The 21,997-nt window shown below is 57.1% G+C and carries 24 protein-coding genes; 13 read left to right on the forward strand and 11 right to left on the reverse strand.

All coding sequences use genetic code 11. The features are described from left to right. Positions 1-52 precede the first annotated feature (52 nt). From ghrA to SPE70_RS08930, 6 genes are all read left to right on the forward strand, one after another. Positions 53-991, forward strand: coding sequence for a glyoxylate/hydroxypyruvate reductase GhrA (ghrA, locus tag SPE70_RS08905; RefSeq protein ID WP_008805955.1), 939 nt, complete (start codon positions 53-55; stop codon positions 989-991). Between the two features lie 88 nt (positions 992-1,079). Then, positions 1,080-1,817 (forward strand): phosphatase, encoded by a 738-nt coding sequence (locus tag SPE70_RS08910; protein WP_008805956.1) that lies wholly within the window; start codon positions 1,080-1,082, stop codon positions 1,815-1,817. Positions 1,818-1,839: 22 nt separating this feature from the next. After that, positions 1,840-2,394 carry a TorD/DmsD family molecular chaperone gene (locus tag SPE70_RS08915; protein ID WP_008805957.1) on the forward strand — a complete coding sequence of 185 codons (555 nt, stop codon included), beginning with the start codon at positions 1,840-1,842 and terminating at the stop codon, positions 2,392-2,394. A gap of 103 nt (positions 2,395-2,497) precedes the next feature. Next, entirely contained in the window at positions 2,498-2,980 is a 483-nt protein-coding gene (locus tag SPE70_RS08920; RefSeq protein WP_008805958.1) for a DUF1097 domain-containing protein, read from the forward strand. 152 nt (positions 2,981-3,132) lie between these two features. Continuing rightward, on the forward strand, positions 3,133-3,660 hold the full coding sequence (gene ymdB, locus SPE70_RS08925; RefSeq protein ID WP_008805959.1) for an O-acetyl-ADP-ribose deacetylase: 528 nt from the start codon (positions 3,133-3,135) through the stop codon (positions 3,658-3,660). A 66-nt stretch (positions 3,661-3,726) separates the two neighbouring features. Continuing rightward, a complete protein-coding gene (locus tag SPE70_RS08930) occupies positions 3,727-4,320 on the forward strand; it encodes a TetR/AcrR family transcriptional regulator (protein WP_008805960.1) in 594 nt (197 codons plus the stop codon). 34 nt (positions 4,321-4,354) lie between these two features. Here the strand turns inward: SPE70_RS08930 and mdoC are convergent, their stop codons facing one another. Further along, the gene (gene mdoC / locus SPE70_RS08935; protein WP_012968581.1) at positions 4,355-5,515 is read right to left on the reverse strand and encodes a glucans biosynthesis protein MdoC; all 1,161 of its coding nucleotides are present in this window, start codon (positions 5,513-5,515) and stop codon (positions 4,355-4,357) included. 251 nt (positions 5,516-5,766) lie between these two features. Here mdoC and mdoG point away from each other — a divergent pair, with 251 nt between their 5' ends. The 3 genes from mdoG (at position 5,767) to SPE70_RS08950 (ending at position 10,135) form a co-directional block, all read left to right on the forward strand. Beyond that, positions 5,767-7,320, forward strand: coding sequence for a glucans biosynthesis protein MdoG (mdoG, locus tag SPE70_RS08940; protein ID WP_012968580.1), 1,554 nt, complete (start codon positions 5,767-5,769; stop codon positions 7,318-7,320). Then, positions 7,313-9,841, forward strand: coding sequence for a glucans biosynthesis glucosyltransferase MdoH (gene mdoH / locus SPE70_RS08945; protein WP_008805963.1), 2,529 nt, complete (start codon positions 7,313-7,315; stop codon positions 9,839-9,841). The genes mdoG and mdoH overlap by 8 nt, the downstream gene beginning before the upstream one ends. A 66-nt stretch (positions 9,842-9,907) precedes the next feature. Further along, positions 9,908-10,135, forward strand: a complete 228-nt coding sequence (locus tag SPE70_RS08950) for a YceK/YidQ family lipoprotein (RefSeq protein WP_008805964.1) — start codon at positions 9,908-9,910, stop codon at positions 10,133-10,135. On the opposite strand, the gene SPE70_RS08955 is transcribed toward SPE70_RS08950, so the two are convergent. From SPE70_RS08955 to SPE70_RS08965, 3 genes are all read right to left on the reverse strand, one after another. Then, the gene (locus SPE70_RS08955; protein WP_012542251.1) at positions 10,136-10,522 is read right to left on the reverse strand and encodes a MysB family protein; all 387 of its coding nucleotides are present in this window, start codon (positions 10,520-10,522) and stop codon (positions 10,136-10,138) included. Positions 10,523-10,613: 91 nt separating this feature from the next. Beyond that, positions 10,614-11,852: a multidrug efflux MFS transporter MdtG gene (mdtG, locus tag SPE70_RS08960; protein ID WP_008805966.1), complete on the reverse strand. Its 1,239-nt coding sequence runs from the start codon at positions 11,850-11,852 to the stop codon at positions 10,614-10,616. A 170-nt stretch (positions 11,853-12,022) separates the two neighbouring features. Continuing rightward, positions 12,023-12,943 carry a Kdo(2)-lipid IV(A) acyltransferase gene (locus SPE70_RS08965; RefSeq protein WP_004893024.1) on the reverse strand — a complete coding sequence of 307 codons (921 nt, stop codon included), beginning with the start codon at positions 12,941-12,943 and terminating at the stop codon, positions 12,023-12,025. Positions 12,944-13,148: 205 nt separating this feature from the next. Between SPE70_RS08965 and SPE70_RS08970 the strand changes: the two genes are divergently transcribed. Beyond that, the gene (locus tag SPE70_RS08970; RefSeq protein ID WP_008805967.1) at positions 13,149-14,213 is read left to right on the forward strand and encodes an oxygen-dependent tRNA uridine(34) hydroxylase TrhO; all 1,065 of its coding nucleotides are present in this window, start codon (positions 13,149-13,151) and stop codon (positions 14,211-14,213) included. On the opposite strand, the gene SPE70_RS08975 is transcribed toward SPE70_RS08970, so the two are convergent. The 7 genes from SPE70_RS08975 to mdtH all read right to left on the reverse strand — a co-directional run bounded on the left by SPE70_RS08975 (position 14,199) and on the right by mdtH (position 19,570). After that, positions 14,199-14,312: a DUF2770 family protein gene (locus tag SPE70_RS08975; protein WP_002898988.1), complete on the reverse strand. Its 114-nt coding sequence runs from the start codon at positions 14,310-14,312 to the stop codon at positions 14,199-14,201. The two genes, SPE70_RS08970 and SPE70_RS08975, sit on opposite strands and share 15 nt — an antisense overlap. Before the next feature lie 72 nt (positions 14,313-14,384). Beyond that, a complete protein-coding gene (gene solA / locus SPE70_RS08980) occupies positions 14,385-15,503 on the reverse strand; it encodes an N-methyl-L-tryptophan oxidase (protein WP_008805968.1) in 1,119 nt (372 codons plus the stop codon). 126 nt (positions 15,504-15,629) lie between these two features. Continuing rightward, positions 15,630-15,884, reverse strand: coding sequence for a biofilm formation regulator BssS (gene bssS, locus SPE70_RS08985; RefSeq protein ID WP_008805969.1), 255 nt, complete (start codon positions 15,882-15,884; stop codon positions 15,630-15,632). A gap of 304 nt (positions 15,885-16,188) precedes the next feature. Beyond that, positions 16,189-16,440: a DNA damage-inducible protein I gene (gene dinI / locus SPE70_RS08990; protein ID WP_002898994.1), complete on the reverse strand. Its 252-nt coding sequence runs from the start codon at positions 16,438-16,440 to the stop codon at positions 16,189-16,191. Positions 16,441-16,513: 73 nt separating this feature from the next. After that, on the reverse strand, positions 16,514-17,560 hold the full coding sequence (pyrC, locus tag SPE70_RS08995; RefSeq protein ID WP_048964264.1) for a dihydroorotase: 1,047 nt from the start codon (positions 17,558-17,560) through the stop codon (positions 16,514-16,516). Between the two features lie 125 nt (positions 17,561-17,685). Next, entirely contained in the window at positions 17,686-18,246 is a 561-nt protein-coding gene (locus SPE70_RS09000) for a lipoprotein (protein WP_012542249.1), read from the reverse strand. A gap of 115 nt (positions 18,247-18,361) precedes the next feature. Continuing rightward, positions 18,362-19,570 carry a multidrug efflux MFS transporter MdtH gene (gene mdtH, locus SPE70_RS09005; RefSeq protein ID WP_008805972.1) on the reverse strand — a complete coding sequence of 403 codons (1,209 nt, stop codon included), beginning with the start codon at positions 19,568-19,570 and terminating at the stop codon, positions 18,362-18,364. Between the two features lie 228 nt (positions 19,571-19,798). Here mdtH and rimJ point away from each other — a divergent pair, with 228 nt between their 5' ends. Genes rimJ through SPE70_RS09020 form a run of 3 tightly spaced genes read left to right on the forward strand, consistent with a single transcriptional unit; the run spans position 19,799 to position 21,972 of the window. Next, on the forward strand, positions 19,799-20,383 hold the full coding sequence (rimJ, locus tag SPE70_RS09010) for a ribosomal protein S5-alanine N-acetyltransferase (RefSeq protein ID WP_008805973.1): 585 nt from the start codon (positions 19,799-19,801) through the stop codon (positions 20,381-20,383). A 9-nt stretch (positions 20,384-20,392) separates the two neighbouring features. Continuing rightward, entirely contained in the window at positions 20,393-21,046 is a 654-nt protein-coding gene (locus SPE70_RS09015; RefSeq protein ID WP_012542247.1) for a YceH family protein, read from the forward strand. A 14-nt stretch (positions 21,047-21,060) separates the two neighbouring features. Further along, positions 21,061-21,972: a Gfo/Idh/MocA family protein gene (locus SPE70_RS09020; RefSeq protein ID WP_155870612.1), complete on the forward strand. Its 912-nt coding sequence runs from the start codon at positions 21,061-21,063 to the stop codon at positions 21,970-21,972. Positions 21,973-21,997: the final 25 nt, after the last annotated feature.

Genomic DNA, 21,997 nt, shown 5'->3' on the forward strand with positions numbered 1-21,997 from the left:
AAATAAGACGCCAGCGTCAATCGGCCAAAGGCGTCTGCTATCAGGAGCCCCTATGGAGATTATTTTTTACCATCAGACCTTTGATACCCCATTCTGGATCCGTGAGCTGGAAAAACAGTTACCCGGGGCGCGGGTGCGCGAGTGGAAAGCGGGTGACAACCAGCCGGCGGACTATGCCCTGGTCTGGCATCCGCCGGTAGAGATGCTGCAGGGCCGGGCGCTGAAGGCCGTGTTTGCCCTCGGGGCGGGGGTAGATTCTATTCTCAGCAAGCTGCGTGACCATCCGGATATGCTGCCGCTGTCGATCCCGCTGTTTCGCCTCGAAGATACCGGTATGGGACGGCAGATGCAGGAGTATGCCGTGAGCCAGGTGCTGCACTGGTTCCGCCGCTTTGATGACTATCAGGCGCTGAAGCTGGCTTCCCGCTGGCAGCCGCTGCCCGAGTATCGCGCCGACGAATTCACTGTCGGGATTATGGGAGCCGGCGTGTTGGGGGCGAAGGTTGCGGAAAGTCTGCAACCCTGGGGGTTCCCGCTTCGCGTCTGGAGCCGTAGCCGCAAATCCTGGCCACAGGTACAGAGCTTCGCCGGTCAGGCCGAACTGGGCGAATTCCTGCAGGGCACTCGCGTGCTGATCAACCTGCTGCCGAATACCGCCGAAACCGCCGGTATTATTAACCAAACGCTGCTGGCGCAGTTGCCGGATGAGAGCTATGTCCTCAACCTTGCTCGCGGCGTGCATGTCGTTGAAGAGGATCTGCTGGCGGCGCTGAACAGCGGTAAGCTCAAAGGGGCGATGCTCGATGTCTTCAGTCGCGAACCTCTGCCGCAGGAGAGCCCGCTATGGGCACATCCGCGGGTGGCCATGACCCCCCATGTGGCGGCAGTGACCCGTCCAATGGAAGCTATCACCTACATTGCGGAGACCATTAGCCGGCTTGAGCGAGGGGAACCGGTAAGCGGTCAGGTTGACCGCCAGCGCGGTTATTAAGACGAGAGAACCCCGCCACGGCGGGGTTTTTGCTAATCAATAGCCCGGTTTCCTGCTATTCTTGCGGCAAACAGAAGAGGAGAATGTGATGTATCCCGTTGACCTGCACATGCATACCGTCGCCAGCACCCACGCCTACAGCACCCTGCACGATTATATTGCGGAAGCAAAGCGTAAAGGGATCAAACTCTTCGCCATCACCGACCATGGCCCGGATATGGCGGATGCCCCGCACTACTGGCACTTCGTTAATATGCGCATCTGGCCCCGTCTGGTAGACGGGGTGGGGATCCTGCGCGGTATTGAGTCGAATATTAAAAATATCGAAGGTGAGATCGACTGCTCCGGGCCGATGTTAACCTCGCTTGATCTGATCATTGCCGGATTCCATGAGCCGGTGTTCCCGCCGCAGGATCGAGACACCCATACGCAGGCGATGATTGCCGCGATGGCCAGCGGTAAGGTGCATATGATTAGCCATCCGGGTAATCCGAAATTCCCGGTGGATATCCCGGCTATTGCCGAAGCGGCGGCCCGCTATCAGGTGGCGCTGGAGATTAATAACTCCTCTTTTATTTCATCGCGCGTGGGCAGTGAAGATAACTGTCGAGCTATCGCTGCGGCGGTGCGTGATGCCGGGGGATGGGTGGCGCTGGGCTCGGACTCTCACACTGCCTTTACCCTCGGGGAATTTACCGAATGCCGCAAGATCCTTGATGCGGTCGATTTCCCGGAGGAGAGGATCCTCAACGTTTCTCCGCGTCGCCTGCTCAACTTCCTCGAGTCGCGGGGCATGCCGGCGATCCCGGAATTTGCTGACCTTTAATTTGTATAACTGGAATAACTGAATGAACGAGTTTTCAATCCTCTGCCGCGTGCTGGGTTCGCTGTATTACCGTCAACCGCAGGACCCGCTGCTGGTGCCGCTGTTTACCCTGATCCGTGAGGGCAAACTGGCTGCCAGCTGGCCGCTTGAGCAGGATGAACTGCTGGCGCGTCTGCAGAAAAGCTGTGAGATGCAGTCCCTGGCGACGGACTATAATGCGCTGTTCGTCGGTGAAGCCTGCAGCGTGCCGCCGTACCGTAGCGCGTGGGTGGAGGGTTCCTCGGAAGCAGAAGTACGGGCTTTTATGAGCGAACACGGTATCCCGACAGGGGAAGGTCCGGCGGATCATCTCGGATCGCTGCTGTTGGCCGCCTCCTGGCTGGAGGATCATGCTACAGAAGACCAGAGCGAGACGCTGGAGCTCCTGTTTGCTGACTATATCCTGCCATGGTGCGGGACGATGCTGGGCAAAGTCGAAGCCCATGCGCACACGCCATTCTGGCGCACCATGGCGCCATTGACCCGCGACGCCATCGCCGCGATGTGGGACGAGCTTCAGGAAGAAGATGAGCAATAATATGTGATGTTAATCACTATTTGAATGCAACTGAAATTAGGTTCATTCATATACTGTGTTTTAGATCTCATTCTTCCGGCGCGTATCTGCTAGGATACGCGCCATGAACATACTCTTCGCAATCGCATTAACGACGGGCATTCTCTCCGGAATTTGGGGATGGGTGGCGGTCGCTCTCGGCCTGCTGAGCTGGGCCGGTTTCCTCGGCTGTACGGCCTATTTCGCCTGCCCGCAGGGCGGTCTGAAAGGTCTGGCCATCTCCTCGTGCACGGTAATGAGCGGCGTGGTCTGGGCATTAGTGATTATCCACGGTAGCGCACTGGCCCCGCAGCTGCAGATCCTCAGCTATATGATGACCGGTATCGTCGCCTTCCTGATGTGCATTCAGGCGCGACAGACATTGCTGTCGTTTGTACCGGGCACCTTTATCGGCGCCTGCGCGACTTTTGCGGCAGACGGCGACTGGCGCCTGGTGGTGCCCTCCCTGGCGTTGGGTCTGGTTTTTGGCTATGCCATGAAGAATAGTGGCCTGTGGCTGGCGGCCCGCGCGGGCAAACATAAATCGTTCGCTAATGACAACGCCTGACTGGCGAAACAGCAGACTCAACAGGACCCTTAGGGTCCTGTTTTTTTTAGCTTCCCGTCGCCAGGGCTGAGGGATAATCTTGCTCCCGGGGGCGGGAATGCCCTAGTATCGGCAGAAAGCCGTATCCACGCGCTATGCCGACAGGAGGAGAAATGGCTGTTCAACCTGAGGTAATTCTCGGCGATATTACGACGCTTGAAGTCGATGTGATTGTTAATGCGGCAAACCCCTCGCTGCTGGGCGGCGGCGGGGTAGATGGCGCGATCCACCGGGCGGCCGGCCCGGCGCTGCTGGCGGCTTGCAAACAGGTATTGCAGCAGCAGGGCGAATGTCCTCCCGGTCACGCGGTGATCACTATTGCGGGCGATCTTCCCGCCAGCGCGGTGATCCACACCGTGGGCCCGGTCTGGCACGGCGGCGACCGCATGGAAGCGCAAACCCTGGCGGATGCTTACAAAAACAGTCTGCAGCTGGCCGCGGCAAACAACTATCGCTCCATTGCGTTTCCGGCGATCAGCACCGGCGTGTATGGCTATCCAAAAGAGGAAGCGGCGGAGATCGCCGTGCGCACCGTCACCGCGTTTCTCACTCGCTATAACCCCCTTGAGCGCGTCCTGTTCGTCTGTTTTGATGAGGAAACGGCGGCTATCTATCGCCGCCTGCTGGCGTCATACCCCTGATCCAGCAGAATAGGCTATGATAACCGCCGGTATTGACGGGAAAGATGGATAGCAGGAGGGAGCAGGGTGTCAGAAGGAAAAGTACAGCAGAAGCAGCAGGCGCGCCGCGCAGAGATCGTTGCCGCTGCGCAAAGGTGTTTTGCTGAAAAGGGGCTGCATGGCGCTTCCGTTGCCGATATTGCCCGCGAGGCGGGCCTGAGCGTTGGTCAGCTGTATCGTATTTTTGCCAGCAAAGAGGCGATCATCGAAGCGATTGTCAGCGAAATCGTCCACGCCAGGGTCGGGGAGATGATCGATGAGAACCACAATCTGGCGCGCAAAGCGGCGGTGCTGGCCGGCAGGATCCCGACGTCGGCAGCCACCAAAAGCGACAATTATCTGCTGATGGAGATCAACGCCGAAGCCTCGCGTAACCCACGCTTGCGCGAGATCCTGGTGCAGGCCGATCGGCGTTTGAAAGAGGAAGGAGGGCGTCTGTCGCAGCGCTACCATCCCGGGCTCAGCGATGCGCGACGCAATGCCGCATCAGAGCTCATCGCCGTTCTGACCGAGGGGGCCGCCTATCGCTGTGAGCTCTGCGCCTCGACCCCGGTCGATAAGGCAGATTTAGAAGCTCTGTATAATATGATTTTCGACCGGCTTTTTGACGAGCAGGCGTAATGCGACACGCCTGGCGTGCCGCACCCGCGGCAAATTAGCTGGCCGAAGCCGGGGTTTTGGCCGGTTTGTTCATCGGTTTACCGGAGAACAGGAAACGCAGCAGCGGAATGCGCAGATGAATTTCATACAGGATCAGCGCGATACCCACCACAAAAACCAGCCCGACAATAAAGCCTAAGGTATTGGACTTGATGGCCGGGGTGATCCACGCCCCGTACAGTAGCGTCAGCGGGTGGTGCACCAGGTAAATAAACAGCGAGGCATTGACGAAATAGGTCACGCGCGCTGACTGGAAGTTCAGCAGTCGATGGCCGAGCGAAAAGACCACATTGACCATCCACAGCCCCAACACCATAGTAATCACCGATTCGGTTTCATACATCCAGCCGTCGCCGGACCCATACTGCTGATTCAGTCGATAGGCGATAAACCCGAGCAGCGCTGCGGCGCAGCACCACGGCGATGGAGTGGTGAACATGGTCTTTAAGCGTGGGTTAATAAAGGTCTGCGCGCCCAGCACAAAGAAGGGCAGATAGAACAGCGTCTGCATCACCACAAAGTTAAACAGACCATTGCTCAGCAGGGGCGGATAGAGCAGGAACAAGGACCGGCGGATCAGCGCATAAAAGACCCCCAGCGCGAGGAAAATCATCGTCAGCTGGCCCATGGTGACAGTGTCACTGAAGGCGAGGCCGTGGCCAGCCGGACGGCGCGTCAGCCATTTAAACAGCACCACCCCCAGCGAGGTCAGCACCACCAGAACCAGTAAAAACCACAGGTGGGAAATGAGCTCCCAGGCCAGGGTATTAAATTTGTCGTACATCGAAAGGGTATGCCAGTTTTCCGCCTTGCCGTTGACGTATTGCAGCATAATAAATTGCGGCAGCGTCAGCAGCGGGATGGCGGTCAGCATCGGAATACCGACCCGTTCAACGCGCACTTTCCACCATTTTTTCAGCGGGTAGCGCAGGAACAGCATGTAGGAGAAATAGCCGGAGATGACGAAAAAAACCTGCATGCGAAAGGCATGGATGAAGTCATTAAACAGCGTCAACCACCACGAGGGTTCGGCGCTGTTGACATGCCAGCTGTGGCTGGAATAAATCAGCGAAATGTGGAAAGGGATCCCCAGCAGCATCAACCAGGCGCGGATGCTGTCGAAGAAATATTCACGCTGTACCGGAGTATTATTCATACGATTCACGACAATCTCAGATAATTCGTCTTATCACTCAAGGTGATAACGCTTACATTATCAGCAACCCTACATGAACTCGGGGTATCTGTCTCCAGGATAAGCACTCAAAGTGCAAACGGGACAGCGAACTGTTTATTCCCTGTGCCGCCAGGCTGAACAAAGCAGGGATTATGTTGTCGGATTGCCTGAGTTTCCATTAAAATAGATCGGATCGATTTAAGCACACAAAGGGGGAAGTGCTTACTTATATGAAACATAAACCACAGATGATGAAAATGCGTTGGTTAAGCGCAGCCGTAATGTTGTCCCTGTGTACTTCATCTGCATGGGCGTTTAGCATTGATGACGTTGCAAAAGAGGCCAAAACGTTAGCCGGGAAAGGCTATGAAGCGCCGAAGAGTAACCTGCCCTCCGCTTTCCGCGACATGAAATACGCGGACTACCAGCAAATTCAGTTTAATCACGATAAAGCTTACTGGAATAACCAGAAAACCCCATTCAAGCTTGAATTTTACCATCAGGGGATGTACTTCGACACGCCGGTCACCATCAATGAAGTGACGGCGACCAGCGTGCGCAAAATTAAATATAGTCCGGACTATTTCAACTTTGGTAACGTCCAGCACGATAAAGACACGGTGAAAGACCTCGGTTTCGCCGGCTTCAAAGTACTGTATCCGATCAACAGCAAAGATAAGAACGATGAAATCGTCAGCATGCTCGGTGCCAGCTACTTCCGCGTGCTGGGTCAGGGTCAGGTTTACGGTCTGTCCGCGCGTGGTCTGGCTATCGATACCGCGCTGCCGTCCGGCGAAGAGTTCCCGCGTTTTCGTGAGTTCTGGATCGAACGTCCAAAAGCCACTGACAAGCGTCTGACTATCTATGCGCTGCTGGATTCCCCACGGGCAACCGGCGCCTATCGCTTTGTCATCATGCCGGGACGCGACACCGTCGTGGACGTCCAGTCCAAAGTTTACCTGCGTGACAAAGTCGGCAAACTGGGTGTGGCGCCGCTGACCAGCATGTTCCTGTTCGGTTCCAACCAGCCTTCTCCGACGCTCAACTATCGTCCGGCGCTGCACGACTCCAATGGTCTGTCTATCCTGGCCGGTAACGGCGAGTGGATCTGGCGTCCGCTGAACAATCCGAAACACCTGGCTGTCAGCAGCTATGCGATGGAAAACCCGCAAGGGTTCGGCCTGCTGCAGCGCGGCCGTCAGTTCTCGCGCTTCGAGGATCTCGACGATCGTTATGACCTGCGTCCAAGCGCCTGGATCACCCCGAAAGGGGACTGGGGCAAAGGGAAAATCGAGCTGGTTGAAATTCCGACCAACGATGAAACGAACGATAACATCGTGACTTACTGGACGCCGGATCAGCTGCCGGAGCCGGGCAAGGAGATGAACTTCAAATACACCATCACCTTCAGCCGCGATGAAGACAAGCTGCATGCGCCAGATAACGCTTACGTTATGCAGACCCGCCGCTCTACCGGCGACGTGAAGCAGTCGAACCTGATCCGTCAGCCGGACGGTACGGTTGCCTTCATTGTCGACTTCACCGGCGCCGATATGAAGAAACTGCCAGCGGATACCCCGGTCGCTGCTCAGGCGAGCACCGGCGATAACGCGGAAATCGTTGAAAATACCGTGCGTTACAATCCAGTGACCAAAGGCTGGCGGATGATCCTGCGTTTGAAGGTCAAAGATCCGAAGAAAACGACGGAAATGCGTGCCGCACTGGTTAACGGTGATGACACGTTGAGCGAAACCTGGAGCTATCAGCTGCCTGCCAATGAATAAGATAACGAAGTACATTGACGCATTGCCGCTGTCGGACGCCGAAAAATCGGCGCTGCCGGACACCAGCCTGCAGGCCGTTCATCAGGCCCTGGATGACGAACATCAGACCTTCGCTCGCGAAGACGACTCTCCGCTGGGGTCGGTGAAGGCGCGTCTGGCGCACAGCTGGCCGGATTCGCTTTCTGGCGATCAACTGGTGAAGGATGACGAAGGTCGTACCCAGCTGCATGCTATGCCGAAAGCCAGGCGTTCCTCGATGATCCCGGACCCGTGGCGGACTAACCCGGTCGGCCGCTTCTGGGATCGTCTGCGCGGCCGCGATGTCACGCCGCGCTATCTCTCCCGCCTGACGCAAGAAGAGCGCGAGAGTGAGCAAAAATGGCGTACCGTCGGCACCATTCGTCGCTACATCCTGCTGCTGCTGACGCTGTCGCAGACCGTGGTGGCCACCTGGTATATGAAAACCATTCTGCCTTATCAGGGCTGGGCGCTGATCAACCCGGCCGACATGGTGGGGCAGAACCTGTGGATCTCGTTCATGCAGCTGCTGCCGTACGTGTTGCAGAGCGGCATTCTGATCCTCTTCGCGGTACTGTTCTGCTGGGTTTCCGCCGGCTTCTGGACCGCGTTAATGGGCTTTCTGCAGCTGTTGATCGGCCGCGACAAGTACAGTATTTCCGCCTCGACGGTTGGTGACGAACCGTTGAACCCGGCGCACCGTACGGCGCTTATTATGCCGATCTGTAACGAAGACGTTGACCGCGTTTTCGCCGGGCTGCGGGCGACCTGGGAGTCGGTGAAAGCGACCGGTAACGCCGCTCATTTCGATGTCTATATCCTCAGCGACAGCTATAACCCCGATATCTGTGTGGCTGAGCAAAAGGCGTGGATGGAGCTGATTGCCGAAGTGCAGGGCGAAGGGCAGATCTTCTACCGTCGCCGTCGTCGTCGCGTGAAGCGTAAGAGCGGCAACATCGATGATTTCTGCCGCCGCTGGGGCAGCCAGTACAGCTATATGGTGGTGCTGGACGCAGACTCGGTGATGACCGGCGAGTGTCTGAGCAGCCTGGTGCGCCTGATGGAAGCGAACCCGAACGCCGGGATCATCCAGTCATCCCCGCGCGCTTCGGGCATGGACACGCTGTATGCGCGTTGCCAGCAGTTTGCCACCCGGGTGTACGGTCCGCTGTTTACGGCGGGTCTGCACTTCTGGCAGCTGGGGGAGTCCCACTACTGGGGACACAACGCCATTATCCGCGTGAAGCCGTTCATCGAGCACTGCGCGCTGGCGCCGCTGCCGGGCGAGGGTAACTTTGCCGGGTCGATTCTGTCGCACGACTTCGTCGAAGCCGCGCTAATGCGCCGTGCCGGCTGGGGGGTGTGGATTGCCTACGATCTGCCGGGCTCCTATGAGGAGCTGCCGCCGAACCTGCTGGACGAGCTGAAACGCGACCGTCGCTGGTGTCAGGGCAACCTGATGAACTTCCGCCTGTTCCTCGTCAGAGGGATGCACCCGGTTCACCGGGCGGTGTTCCTCACCGGCGTGATGTCGTACCTGTCGGCGCCGCTGTGGTTTATGTTCCTTGCCCTGTCGACGGCGTTGCAGGTGGTGCATGCCCTGACCGAGCCGCAGTACTTCCTGCAGCCGCGTCAGCTGTTCCCGGTGTGGCCGCAGTGGCGTCCGGAGCTGGCCATCGCGCTGTTCGCTTCGACCATGGTGCTGCTGTTCCTGCCGAAGCTGCTGAGTATTATTCTGGTGTGGTGTAAAGGGCCGAAAGAGTATGGCGGATTTATCCGCGTCACGCTTTCTCTGCTGCTGGAGGTCCTGTTCTCGGTCCTGCTGGCGCCGGTTCGCATGCTGTTCCACACCGTCTTCGTGGTCAGCGCCTTCCTCGGCTGGGAAGTGGTGTGGAATTCGCCGCAGCGTGATGATGACTCCACGCCGTGGGGAGAAGCCTTTATGCGTCACGGCTCGCAGCTGCTGCTGGGGCTGGTATGGGCAGTCGGAATGGCATGGCTGGATCTGCGCTTCCTGTTCTGGCTGGCGCCGATCGTCGTCTCGCTGATCCTGTCGCCGTTCGTGTCGGCGATCTCCAGCCGGGCGACCGTGGGCCTGCGCACCAAGCGCTGGAAGCTGTTCCTGATCCCGGAAGAGTATTCGCCGCCGCAGGTGCTCAAGGATACCGACGCGTACCTGACGCTGAACCGTCAGCGTTCACTGGACGATGGCTTTATGCACGCGGTATTCAATCCGTCGTTTAACGCCCTCGCCACGGCGATGGCCACCGCGCGCCACCGTCATGGTCATATCCTTGAGATCGCTCGCGAGCGCCACGTTGAGCAGGCGCTGAACGAAACGCCGGATAAGCTGAACCGCGATCGTCGACTGGTGCTGTTGAGCGACCCGGTGACCATGTCGCGTCTGCACTATCGCGTCTGGGCCGCGCCGGAGAAATATTCATCGTGGGTCAACGCCTATCAGCAGTTAGCGCTTAACCCGCTGGCGCTGAAAACGAAATAAGCCGTACGTAAAGGAAAATACCGGCAGCGATGCCGGTATTTTTTTATCTGAAACACGAGGTTGTGGATGCGAATATTATCGATCATTGCCATGGCGCTGCTGCTGAGCGGCTGCGGCAGCATTATCAGCCGGACGGTGCCCGGGCAGGGGCATGGCAACCAATATTACCCGGGCGTGCAGTGGGACGTTCGCGACTCGGCATGGCGCTATCTCACCGTTCTGGACCTGCCGTTCTCGCTGGTGTTCGATACGCTGCTGCTGCCGCTGGATGCCAGCCACGGGCCCTATAACTAATTAGCGCTCGTCCCACTCGTCGGCCGCCGTCTGTCCCTCTTCGGTGTCCAGCGAGGGCTCGAGCTGGAATTCGCCTTCATCCCACTCATGGAGGGTATTTTCCTCCAGCCACTCCTGGCGCAGCTCTATCTCATCATAATCCCCGTCGAAAACGCTCTGCGCAGCTTCGCCGCTGAGCATCGGTAAACATTCGCCTTGTTCGTCTTCGTCAGCAAAAAATTCGGCCTGCCAGGCGATATCGCCATCCTGCAGCACATACTTTTGAATATTAAGCTGCTCAACGTTAGCGCTCTCTTCATCGCTGTCAGGATTATTGGCGAGAAATTCTTCGCGTGCTGCATCAATAGCTTCTTCGAGCGTGGCATAGAACATCGAATCCTTTGGCATAGCGAATCTCCTGAGAAGAATATGAATTGAACACGATTCAATCTATAGAAGGCGGTAGCCAAAGCGTCAAGGGGCTGGGCCCCTCTGGACATTAATTTACTGAATGGCGGTCAGGCTGCGAGGCTTCCGCGGCAGGTCGGCGCAGGCTGAGGGTAGAATAAATGGCGTTAAAGAGCACCACGCCCGCGGTGACCAGGAATACCGCGCGGAAACCGTAGTTGGCGGACACCGAGGCGCCTATCAGGGGGCCGGTGACGTTGCCAATATCGCGGAACGACTGGTTATAGCTAAAGATACGCCCGGAGATCTGGCTGGTGGAATTATACACCAGCAGGGTTTGCACTGCCGGCAGCAGTGCCCCGTCTGCCGCGCCGAGCAGGAAACGCAGGATACCCAGCTGCAGTGGGGTCTGAACGAACGACATCGGGATCAGCAATAGCACAGAGATAATTAGCGCGACGATGAGGATCTTTTCCGGCCCGATACGATCCCCGAGCCTGCCCAGCCGCGGGGCGCTCATCAGCGCGGCTATTCCCGGCACCGAGGCGATCATCCCGCTAATAAAGGCGATGTTACTGACGTTGCCCGCGAGATCGCGCACGTAAAGCGTCAGAATCGGCGCAATGGAGCCGGTGGCCACCTGGATGATCAGCGAGGTCACAAACAGGCTGAGCACCAGCTTGGGATTCTGTAGCGAGGAGAAAACCTCTCTGGCGCTGAGCATCTCTTTTTTGGCGATCGGCACAAAATTTTCACGGATTAAAAACAGGGTAAACAGGAAGCAGATAAACAGCACCGCCGCGGTCATAAAGAAGACGGTGCGCAGGCCCCAGTGGTCGGCCAGGAAGCCACCCGCCAGCGGGCCGAGCAGGGCGCCGCTCACCGCGCCGGTTGACAGCGTGCCCAGCGCCCAGCCGCTTTTGTGGCGCGGGATCTGGGTGGCAATCAGGGCGTTGGCGTTGGGAATAAAGCCGCCCAGCAGGCCGAGCAGTGCGCGTAGCAGCAGAAACTGCCAGATATTCTGTGCCATCCCCATCAGCATCATCACTACGGACATTCCGAGGGCGGAACGCAGCAGCATAATTTTTCGTCCTTTGCGGTCAGCAAGACCGCCCCAGAACGGTGAGGCAATGGCGGAGAAGAGGAAGGTGATACTAAAGACCAGCCCGGACCACATGTTCAGCGCGCTATGCCCGGTGACCCCGAGCTGTTCGACATAGAGTGGCAGAAAGGGCATAACCAGACTGAAGGCGGCGCCCGTTAAAAAGCAGCCGAGCCAGGTCACGGTCAGATTTTGTTTCCAGTTAATAGGGGTATCAGCAGAGGACATAGGGTTCCACTGGCCTGCGCGGCAGGTCAAATCAAGAGAAAATATGAGCCTGCTAATTATGCGCCTGGGAAATAAATGCCGCAATGGAGGAGAGCTTTTAAAGCTAAAGCAGAGCCTAAAGCATGAGCGAGAAGCGCATTCCCGGCCACATGCGCGGCCGGGAAAAGGGATCAGTAGCGGGAGGGCATGCCCTCGGGGCGGGTTTTGAAGCGGCGGTGGAGCCACATATATTGTTCCGGGGCCATCATGATGCACTGCTCAACAATCTTGTTCATCCAGGCGGCCGTGGTTTCCGCGTCGTCCAGCGGCGGGGAACACTCTGGCGGCAGGATAATCAGTTCATAACCTTTACCATCCGGTTTGCGACGCGGGACGAAGGGGACGATACAGGCTTTGGACATTTTCGCCAGCATCCAGGTGCCGGAGGTGGTCGCCGCCTGGTCGACAGCGAACAGTGGGGCGAAGACGCTGGCGGTCGGACCGTAATCGTGATCCGGCGCATACCAGACCACTTCACCTTTTTTCAGCGCCCGGATCATCCCTTTCAGATCCTTACGGTCAATCATGTCCTTATTGGATCGTAGCCGACCCCATGTCTGCAGCCAGTCGATCACCGGGTTGTCGTTGGGACGGTAGACGCCAATTCCCGGCTCGTTCATACCGAACATTCGCGCGCCCATCTCGAGGGTCAGGAAGTGAATACCGATCAGCAGAATGCCGCGCTGCTGCGCCTGCACATCGCGGATATGCTCAAAGCCGATGGTGTCGGTCCAGCGGGCGATACGACGAACCGGCCAGAACCAGGCCATCCCCGTCTCCATCAGTCCCATACCCACCGATTCAAAGTTCATCACCACCATTCGGTGACGTTCCTGCTCGCTTTTGTCGGGGAAGCAGAGCTCAAGGTTGCGATAGGCGATCTTCGCCCGACGCTTCATAAAGCGCATGGCCAGCCGGCCGATGGCATTTCCCAGGCGGTAAATCAGCGGATAGGGCAGTTGGACAACCAGCCACAGCAGGCCGATACCCAGCCACAGCAGCCAATAGCGCGGATGCAACAGCGCCGGAGAAAATTTAGGCAAATGAGTCATTTCATACCCGTATCAGTGAGCAACGTCTTATATTATCGCATTTTTTTACCGGCCAGCCAAAGGCGGCGACAGTCAGCTCGTTTTGTTAAGCGGGGCGCGACCGGGTGAGAGAAATGTAGCGTAAAATGTAGGGATGTAAATTAATTAGCTTTGCTATATCATGCCCGCCGTTTATTTCCTCATTTCTATGTCGAGCAGGTACACCATGCCAGTGTTACACAACCGCATTTCAAATGAGACGTTAAAGGCGCAAATGCTGGCTGAGACCGAGCCGCGCACGACGATCTCATTCTATAAATATTTCACCATTGTCGACCCACAAGCCACTCGCGATGCGTTATGGGTTGCCTTAACCCAGCTGAAGGTCTTTGGCCGTATTTATCTGGCCCGGGAAGGGATCAACGCGCAAATCAGCGTGCCGGAAAGCAACGTTGAAGCCCTGCGTGAGTTTCTCTATGGCTTCGATCCGGCGCTGGCGGGGCTGCGTTTCAATATCGCCCTCGAGGACGATGGGAAATCTTTCTGGGTGCTGCGCCTGAAAGTGCGTGACCGTATTGTCGCCGATGGCATCGACGATCCCTCTTTCGATGCCTCCAATGTTGGGGATTATCTCAAGGCGGCGGACGTCAATGCCATGCTTGACGATCCGGATGCGGTATTTATCGATATGCGTAACCACTATGAATATGAGGTGGGTCATTTCGAAAACGCGCTGGAGATCCCGGCGGATACCTTCCGCGACCAGCTGCCGAAAGCCGTGGAAATGATGCAGGACCACAAAGACAAGAAAATTGTTATGTATTGCACCGGCGGTATTCGCTGTGAAAAAGCCAGCGCCTGGATGAAGCATAACGGTTTCAATAAGGTCTGGCATATCGAGGGCGGGATTATTGAGTACGCCCGCCGCGCACGTGAGCAGGGGCTGCCGGTCCGTTTTATTGGCAAAAACTTTGTCTTTGATGAGCGGATGGGCGAGCGTATCTCCGATGACGTCATCGCGCACTGTCATCAGTGTGGCGCGCCGTGCGATACCCATACCAATTGCCTGAATGATGGCTGTCATCTGCTGTTTATACAGTGCCCGAGCTGCGCTGAGAAGTTTGCCGGTTGCTGTAGCGAAGCGTGCATGGAAGAGCATAAGCTGCCGGAAGAGGAGCAGCGCAAACTGCGCGCCGGACGCGAAAACGGCAATAAAATCTTTAACAAATCGCGTGGCCGACTGAACACCAAACTCGGGATCCCCGAGCCGGAGTCGTCAGAAAAACCATAACCAGACGAGATCGATGATCGCCAGCAGCAACCACAGCGCAAGGTAGATCATAAAGTGCTCGCGCACGTTGTTAACCAGCATATTAAACAGGCGACGCATAACCGTTCTCAATGACTAACGGCCTCGACACAGAGGCCGTTTTTTTTCCGGCGGCAAGCGTGCCGCATTCCGTTATGAGCTAAAGCGCGCCAGCGAGAAAGGCGTCAGGTTAAAGGTCGACGTCTGTCCCTGGGCAAACTGACTGGCAATTTCTCCCAGCACCGGCGCAAACTTAAAGCCATGGCCGCTCAGACCGGTGATCAGCAGTGTGTCTGGTCTGCCAGGGAGCGTATCGATAATAAAATCTTCATCGACCGTGTTGTCATAGGTGCAGGAGGCGCCGTGCAGACAGCCGCCGATCCCGGGCAGGACGTTACGTAAAAACGGAAAGGATTCGGAACCATCGCTGGCGACAGCGCCAAACGCCGATCGCTCCTGCGGCGTGGAGACAGGCTGACCGCCGTTATGCTTGCCGATCTTCAGCTCGTTATCTTCCGCCGGGAAACCGTAGTATTGATCGCCGTTGGGTAGCTCGCCGGTGAACGCCGGGAAATGATTCTTGCTGCTGTAACGGCCATCGGCCTGGAACCAGGCGAAAACCTTACGTACCGGCTGGATGGGGAGGTCCGGAAGCAGGCGGGTGACCCAGGTACCGGCGCTAATCAGCAATTTCTTGCCGTGATATTCACCGTCAAGGGTATCAATGGTGACCCCGTCTGCATGGTGATGAATGGCTGAGACCGGGCAGTTGAATAGCTGCGCGCAGCCAGCTTCCCGTGCCAGACGTATCCAGGTCTCGACAGCCAGCTCACTGCGCAGTACGCCGGACGCCGGTTCGAAAATCGCCCGATAGTCGTCGGGAAGGCGTATCTCCGGCCAGCGCTGCATGACGGCCTGAGCATCTAACTCTTCAACCTCAAGATCGAACGCCCTGGCGCTGGCGGCGACGTTGGCCAGGAAAGGAGAGCTGGCGGGGCCGAGGTTAATGACGCCGGTGCGTTCAAAAACGGCTTCGCCGCTGATTTCAGCCAGTTCATCCCACAGCTGCTGGGCGCGCAGCACCAGCGGAACATACTTTTCACCTTCGCCATAAGCGTGACGGATAAGACGGCTACTGCCATGATGGCTGCCCTCCTGATGGGGAGGTTGGTGGGCATCGGTCATCAGAACATTGAGTCCGGCACGACGCGCATAATAGCCAGCGGCGGCGCCGACCGATCCGCTGCCGATAATGATAAGATCGTATTGCATGGTGAGTTCCGGGTAATTGCCTTATTAGCAGGGTAATTAACTCCCTGCGCTTATACAAGCCCGAAAATAATTCAGGCACCCGCAGGTGCCTGTTAAGACTATTGTTTAGTCATTCCCCGTATCGCGTTAATGTCGGCGGTACTCGTTTTCCTGGTATTCGCCAGATTCAATCTTCGCAATGCCTGCTTCCAGGATTGAAATAAATTGACGTGCGACGTCCGTCGTTAGCCATAGCGTCTGGCCAATTTCAGCATCATGACTGTTTTCTTGAGTGGGGTTCTGGTAGTGCAGGCGCAACATCAGCGCATCGTAGCTATCAACGGTGCTGATGTCCCATCCAACGAGGGGATGGGTCTGAATGACTTCATTATTTTTTTCCATCATAACCCCTTATTCATATGTTAAAAGACAACAATTCTCGAGGTTTAATGCATGTTTTTTGAAGCAAGTTAATTATATCAGGGATCAAGAATAAACTCGAGAAATTAAATGAAAGGCAGCATGATTTTCTTGTTTTCGCCGCTTTTTTACGCAAGATAAGCGCGGGAAATGGCCATTTTAGCCGATATTAAGCAGAATAATCAGGAATATTCTGAACAAGAGGCGGGGAGAAAAAAGCCGGGGCGACCCGGCAAAGAAAAGCACAATGAGGGAGCAAACCAGAGTAACTGGATCCCGCCATGCTTCAGGAGAGATCGTGGACAAACCAGTCGTCCGCGCTTTCCCAGGTTTCCTGCAGGATTTCGCTTATCCGGTCTTTGTCTTCTTTCAGGGCGCCGAACACCGAGAGCTGGTTGCCGGTGGCGTAGCGCACGCTCACCTGACTGTCGATGGCCGGGAATTGCTCGGCGATACGCCGGGAGAGTTCGTTATTCAGCGCTTCCAGCGCGCCGTTGGGTAAGGCGGTCGTTTTGGCGATAGACACTTCGATGCGCATAATTGCCCCCTGTGTTTGATACTGGTTATTTATACAGTATCTGGTGGGCGTTGACAACAGGGGGCTACGTTTTTTATCGCTTCATCGTCCAGCGAACGGTTTCACCCGCCAGGAACGGGACCAGGCTATCATTGGGCAGCGCAATGCTGTCAACGACCGTGGTTTCTTCACGCACCAGCTCAACATAGCTTTCATTGACCGGCAGACCGTAGAAGCGCGGGCCGTTCAGCGAGCAGAAGGCTTCAAAGTGCTGCAGAGCGTTCATTTCTTCAAACACGGTGGCGTAGCTCCCGAGGGCGGTCGGGGCGTTGAAGCAGCCGGCGCAGCCGCAGCTGGCTTCCTTACGATGGCGGGTGTGCGGCGCGGAGTCGGTGCCAAGGAAGGCGCGGCTAAAGCCGCTGGCGACCAGTTCGCGCAGCGCCTGCTGATGAATATTGCGTTTGAGTACCGGCAGGCAGTACAGGTGAGGACGAATACCGCCGACCAGCATATGGTTGCGGTTGAACATCAGGTGCTGCGGGGTAATAGTGGCCGCCAGCAGTTCATTACCGTCACGCACATATTCGGCGGCATCTTTGGTAGTAATATGCTCAAAGACCACCTTCAGACCGGGCAGGCGCTGGCGCAGGGGCTCCATCACCGTGTCAATAAAGCGCGCTTCACGATCGAAAATATCAATCTCGGCGTGGGTGACTTCCCCATGTACCAGCAGCGGCATGCCCAGTTTTTCCATCCGCTCCAGCACCGGCATAATGGCGTCGGTGCTGGTGACACCGTGGCTGGAGTTGGTCGTGGCGTTGGCCGGGTAGAGCTTGGCGGCGGTGAACACACCTTCGTTAAAGCCGCGCTCCAGCTCCGCCGGGTCGAGGGAGTCTGTCAGATAGCAGGTCATCAACGGGGTAAAATCGTGCCCGGCCGGGACGGCGTCCATAATGCGCTGGCGATAGGCGATAGCCGCCGCGACGGTGGTGACAGGCGGCACCAGATTCGGCATCACGATCGCCCGGCCATAAAACTCACTGGTGTAAGGCACGACGGTTTTCAGCATATCGTCATCACGCAGATGGATATGCCAGTCGTCTGGGCGGCGGATTTTCAATACCTGGGGTTGTGCTGTCATGGAAGGCTCCGGCTAATAGGTTCAGTCATCAGGGCTGTTTTTTGCCGGGCACTAAGGATAAGCGTAAACGTTTTCCTTTGCACTCATTTCCGTAAAAAATTCAGGGCGCCGTAGCGCCCTGGAGATTAATTGGTAAAGGGGATGACAATTTCGCCCGGTTTCACCTCTATGCCCTTGGCATATTTCTTCGCCAGCGCTTCGCCGGTGCTGGCGTCTTCACGCAGGACATAGGCCGGTTGCTGGCTGAAGTAGCTGCGCAGCGACTGATTCAGATAGGGGAGCAGGGCCTGAATCACCGACTGCAGCTTCTCGGGCGCCACTTTGGCATCGACCACCTCCATTTCCTGCAGGAAGATAGCGCCTTTCTCTCTGTCAAAGGTTGGCAGCGCTTTGAGCTTCAGATCGATCGTCGCTTTCTGGGTGCCGAACAGGGAGTTCAGATCGACGTTGGCGACCCCGGTCAGCGTGACTTTACCCGGCTCTTCACGGCCAATAGCGCTGGTCAGGTTCTGCAGCTCAATATGGGCATCGGCAACGCCTTTCAGACCGATATCTTTGGCGAAATGGTTACGCTTCTGCAGCGCCTGGTTTATCTCCTGCTCGCTTACCGTGTATTGGGTCAACTGGTTACAGCCGCTCAGCAGACCGCTGACAATCAGCGCCGCGGCGATCAATATTTTTTTCATGGGGTTCCTCAAGCTCGTACCATCATTCATCCTGACACAAAGCATCATGACCTGTCAGCATTCTTCATGCCAGCAGAATAGGCTGAAAGGCAGGAGAAACCGCGGACCTACGCTCTTAGGTGCGCGGCTCCAGCATACCGGAGGCGGAGCGTTTTGGACTGAATTGCCACCACAGGGCAAGGAAAGTGATAAACCCAATGGCGCCGAGCATCAGCCACGGCAGTTCGGGCTGGCCCACGGCTTTGCCGGCATCAAACAGCCAGCCGCCGCCCGCGTAACCCAGCGCGCCGCCGAAGGCGAGACCCAGGCGGCTGAACCCCATATAGCTGCCGCGCGCCCGGGAATCCGCCAGCGAGGCGCCCAGCGTCTCCCTGGCGGGTTCCGCGATGATCGAACCGATGTAAAACAGGCAGATCAGGGTAAATAACTGCTGCAAACTGCTGGTCATGCCAATCGGCAGCATCGCCAGCGTCATTACCAGCAGACCGGCCATCAGCCGGTGCTCAAGGCGGTAGCGTTTCTCGCTCCAGCGGGCAATGGGATAGAGCAGGGTCAGTGAAATGGTGGCTTCGATGGCGTACATCCACTTCACGGCGGCCGGCGAACCGGCGATGTCGTTCACCATGATCGGCAGCATCAGCATCACCTGCACCGCCAGCATGTAATAGCCTGTTAACGTCAGGACATAGGTGACGAAGCGCTTATCCCGCAGCACCCGTCCCAGCCCCTCGCGGACTGGCGTTTTCACCGTGGACAGTTTCCATGCTGGCAGATACCAGGCGTTAAACGCGGCGCAAGCGATAAACAGCGCGGCGCCGGCGCTGCACACCAGACGGAAGTCATACTGTAGCAGCCAACTGCCCAGCAGGGCGCCAATCACCGCGCCGGCGCTGTCCTGCATCATCAGGAGGGAGAAAAAGCGGCCGCGCTGATGCGGGCGCACCAGTTTGACCACCAGCGCGGCTCGTGGCGGATCGAACAACGTGCCGCCCAACCCGGACAAAATACAGGAGAGCCAGAGCACCCAGGGCTCATGGGCGACGGCCATCGCCGCGAAGCCGCCGGCGCGCATCAGCATGCCGGTGACAATCATGGGTTTCGCGCCGAAGCGGTCGGCAATGGCGCCGCCAAAAATGCCTAATCCCTGCTGCACCAGCTGGCGCAGGCCGAGCGCAATGCCGACCATCAGCGCTGCCCAACCCATTTGATCGACAAAGCGGATGGAAATCAGCGGAAAAACGACAAAAAAGCCCAGCACGACCAGCATGTTATCGACTAACAGGAAATATTTACCCAGGCTCCTTGCCTGCGAGACGCGGGACATTTCCCCTCCAGGGAAAAATAGAGATAAGCGAGGATATTCTGCGGGCAATCTGCTGCTTTTCCCAGCACCCTTGCGACAATATTTTTTTATCAAAAAGCAAGTTCGATTGAGCCTATTCATCGAAAAGAGGAGATGGCGCAGAAAATGGTATGTTGCTGTTTTCACACTATCGTGCAGGACAGGTATAGTGATGAGAGCAAGATTGAAGTCAGGGGGACTAAAAAGGAAATGTTTGGCTATCGCAGTAACGTGCCGAAGGTGCGTTTGACGACGGACCGGCTGGTGGTGCGCCTGGTCCACGATCGTGACGCCTGGCGTCTGGCCGATTATTACGCCGAGAATAAAGTGTTCTTAAAACCCTGGGAGCCGGTACGTGACGACAGCCACTGCTATCCCTCCGGGTGGCAGGCGCGTCTGTCAATGATCGGCGAGTTTCATAAGCAGGGGTCTGCATTTTATTTCGCGCTGCTCGATGCGGAGGAAAAAGAGATCGTTGGCGTGGCGAATTTTTCCAACGTAGTTCGCGGATCATTCCATGCCTGTTATCTCGGCTACTCCATTGGCGAGAAGTGGCAAGGGCAGGGGCTGATGTTTGAAGCGTTGACCGCCGCGATTCGCTATATGCAGCGCACGCAGCATATCCATCGCATTATGGCCAACTATATGCCGCATAATCAGCGCAGCGGCGCGCTGCTGGCGCGGTTGGGGTTCGAAAAAGAGGGTTACGCCAAAGATTATCTGCTGATTGACGGGCAGTGGCGTGACCATGTACTGACGGCGCTAACGACGCCGGACTGGTCAGCAGGGCGCTAAGGAGAGAGGATGAAATATCAGTTAACCGCGCACGAAGCGCGCGTCATTGGCTGTCTGCTGGAAAAGCAGGTTACCACGCCCGAGCAGTACCCGTTGTCGGTGAACGCCGTGGTGACCGCCTGCAATCAGAAAACCAACCGCGAACCGGTGATGTCGCTGAGCGAAGGCGAGGTCCAGACGCTGCTGGATACCCTGGTGAAGCGCCACTATTTACGCACGGTCAGCGGATTCGGCAATCGAGTGACCAAGTATGAGCAGCGCTTTTGCAACTCTGAATTTGGCGATCTGAAACTCAGCGCCGGCGAAGTAGCGGTGGTGACGACGCTACTGCTGCGCGGCGCCCAGACGCCGGGTGAACTCCGTAGCCGCGCGCAGCGGATGCATGAGTTCAGCGATATGGCGGAAGTGGAAAGCGTGCTGGAAGGGTTAGCGACGCGCGAGGATGGTCCTTTTGTTGCCCGCCTGCCACGGGAACCGGGGAAACGGGAAAGCCGCTATATGCATCTGTTTTGCGATGACATGGACACGCTGATCACCACGGTGGAAGCACTCTCGCCGCTGGAAGACGATGACGATCTGCGTGCCCGGGTTGAAGCACTGGAAGGCGAGGTGGCGGAATTGAAAGCGCGCCTTGACTCGCTGTTACACCATCTGGGGGACTAAACGTGGGGACAAGACTGCGCATTGGGGTGGTTGGCTTAGGGGGCATCGCGCAGAAAGCGTGGCTGCCGGTGTTAGGCGCTGCGGAAAGCTGGACGCTGCAGGCAGCCTGGTCGCCGGGAAAAGAGAAGGCGTTGCGCATCTGCGAAACCTGGCGGATCCCGTATGCTGATTCGCTGGATGCCCTGGCGGCGCAGTGCGATGCGGTCTTTGTCCATACGTCGACGGCTTCACATTATGAAGTCGTGAATCACTTGTTGAATGCCGGGGTTCATGTTTGTGTGGATAAACCGCTGGCGGACAAACTGAGCGAGGCGGAAGCGCTGGTCGAGCTGGCTGCCCGGCGTCATCTGACGCTGATGGTCGGTTTCAATCGCCGCTTTGCGCCACTCTATCGTGAACTGAAGGGGCGGCTGGGCGAGGCGGCCTCGCTGCGGATGGATAAGCATCGTAGCGACAGCGTAGGCAACGATCTGCGCTTTACCCTTCTCGATGACTATCTGCACGTGGTGGATACTGCGTTGTGGCTGGCTGATGGTCAGGCGCGCCTGCGCGGCGGCACGTTGCAGATCACTCCTCAGGGTGAAATGCTCTATGCCGAACACCAGTTCAGTTCGCCCCGGCTGCAGGTTACCACCAGCATGCACCGCCGCGCTGGAAGCCAGCGTGAGTGGGTGCAGGCGGTCACCGATGGCGGGTTATATGCGGTGAGTGAGATGCGCGAATGGCAGGAGGAGTGTGGTCTTGGCGTGGTCCAGCGCCCGGTGGCGGGCTGGCAAACCACCCTCGAGCAGCGCGGTTTTGTCGGCTGCGCGCGACATTTCATCGAATGCGTGCAAAATCAGACGGTTCCGGAAACCGCTGGCGAACAGGCGCTGCTGGCTCAGCGGGTGGTTGACAAACTCTGGCGTGACGCCATCAGCGAATAATCCGTTGTAACAACTGACAGTAGTA

The sequence above is a fragment of the Klebsiella sp. ZJOU C1 genome (genome assembly GCF_035620215.1).
In the GTDB taxonomy this organism is placed as follows: domain Bacteria; phylum Pseudomonadota; class Gammaproteobacteria; order Enterobacterales; family Enterobacteriaceae; genus Klebsiella; species Klebsiella variicola.

What these genes read in the sequence shown, in the direction of transcription:
- ghrA (WP_008805955.1), top strand. Translation starts at nt 53, where the DNA reads ATGGAGATTATTTTTTACCATCAGACCTTTGATACCCCATTCTGGATC.
- SPE70_RS08910 (WP_008805956.1), top strand. Translation starts at nt 1,080, where the DNA reads ATGTATCCCGTTGACCTGCACATGCATACCGTCGCCAGCACCCACGCC.
- SPE70_RS08915 (WP_008805957.1), top strand. Translation starts at nt 1,840, where the DNA reads ATGAACGAGTTTTCAATCCTCTGCCGCGTGCTGGGTTCGCTGTATTAC.
- SPE70_RS08920 (WP_008805958.1), top strand. Translation starts at nt 2,498, where the DNA reads ATGAACATACTCTTCGCAATCGCATTAACGACGGGCATTCTCTCCGGA.
- ymdB (WP_008805959.1), top strand. Translation starts at nt 3,133, where the DNA reads ATGGCTGTTCAACCTGAGGTAATTCTCGGCGATATTACGACGCTTGAA.
- mdoC (WP_012968581.1), bottom strand. Translation starts at nt 5,515, where the DNA reads ATGAATAATACTCCGGTACAGCGTGAATATTTCTTCGACAGCATCCGC.
- mdoG (WP_012968580.1), top strand. Translation starts at nt 5,767, where the DNA reads ATGAAACATAAACCACAGATGATGAAAATGCGTTGGTTAAGCGCAGCC.
- mdoH (WP_008805963.1), top strand. Translation starts at nt 7,313, where the DNA reads ATGAATAAGATAACGAAGTACATTGACGCATTGCCGCTGTCGGACGCC.
- SPE70_RS08950 (WP_008805964.1), top strand. Translation starts at nt 9,908, where the DNA reads ATGCGAATATTATCGATCATTGCCATGGCGCTGCTGCTGAGCGGCTGC.
- SPE70_RS08955 (WP_012542251.1), bottom strand. Translation starts at nt 10,522, where the DNA reads ATGCCAAAGGATTCGATGTTCTATGCCACGCTCGAAGAAGCTATTGAT.
- mdtG (WP_008805966.1), bottom strand. Translation starts at nt 11,852, where the DNA reads ATGTCCTCTGCTGATACCCCTATTAACTGGAAACAAAATCTGACCGTG.
- SPE70_RS08965 (WP_004893024.1), bottom strand. Translation starts at nt 12,943, where the DNA reads ATGACTCATTTGCCTAAATTTTCTCCGGCGCTGTTGCATCCGCGCTAT.
- SPE70_RS08970 (WP_008805967.1), top strand. Translation starts at nt 13,149, where the DNA reads ATGCCAGTGTTACACAACCGCATTTCAAATGAGACGTTAAAGGCGCAA.
- SPE70_RS08975 (WP_002898988.1), bottom strand. Translation starts at nt 14,312, where the DNA reads ATGCGTCGCCTGTTTAATATGCTGGTTAACAACGTGCGCGAGCACTTT.
- solA (WP_008805968.1), bottom strand. Translation starts at nt 15,503, where the DNA reads ATGCAATACGATCTTATCATTATCGGCAGCGGATCGGTCGGCGCCGCC.
- bssS (WP_008805969.1), bottom strand. Translation starts at nt 15,884, where the DNA reads ATGGAAAAAAATAATGAAGTCATTCAGACCCATCCCCTCGTTGGATGG.
- dinI (WP_002898994.1), bottom strand. Translation starts at nt 16,440, where the DNA reads ATGCGCATCGAAGTGTCTATCGCCAAAACGACCGCCTTACCCAACGGC.
- pyrC (WP_048964264.1), bottom strand. Translation starts at nt 17,560, where the DNA reads ATGACAGCACAACCCCAGGTATTGAAAATCCGCCGCCCAGACGACTGG.
- SPE70_RS09000 (WP_012542249.1), bottom strand. Translation starts at nt 18,246, where the DNA reads ATGAAAAAAATATTGATCGCCGCGGCGCTGATTGTCAGCGGTCTGCTG.
- mdtH (WP_008805972.1), bottom strand. Translation starts at nt 19,570, where the DNA reads ATGTCCCGCGTCTCGCAGGCAAGGAGCCTGGGTAAATATTTCCTGTTA.
- rimJ (WP_008805973.1), top strand. Translation starts at nt 19,799, where the DNA reads ATGTTTGGCTATCGCAGTAACGTGCCGAAGGTGCGTTTGACGACGGAC.
- SPE70_RS09015 (WP_012542247.1), top strand. Translation starts at nt 20,393, where the DNA reads ATGAAATATCAGTTAACCGCGCACGAAGCGCGCGTCATTGGCTGTCTG.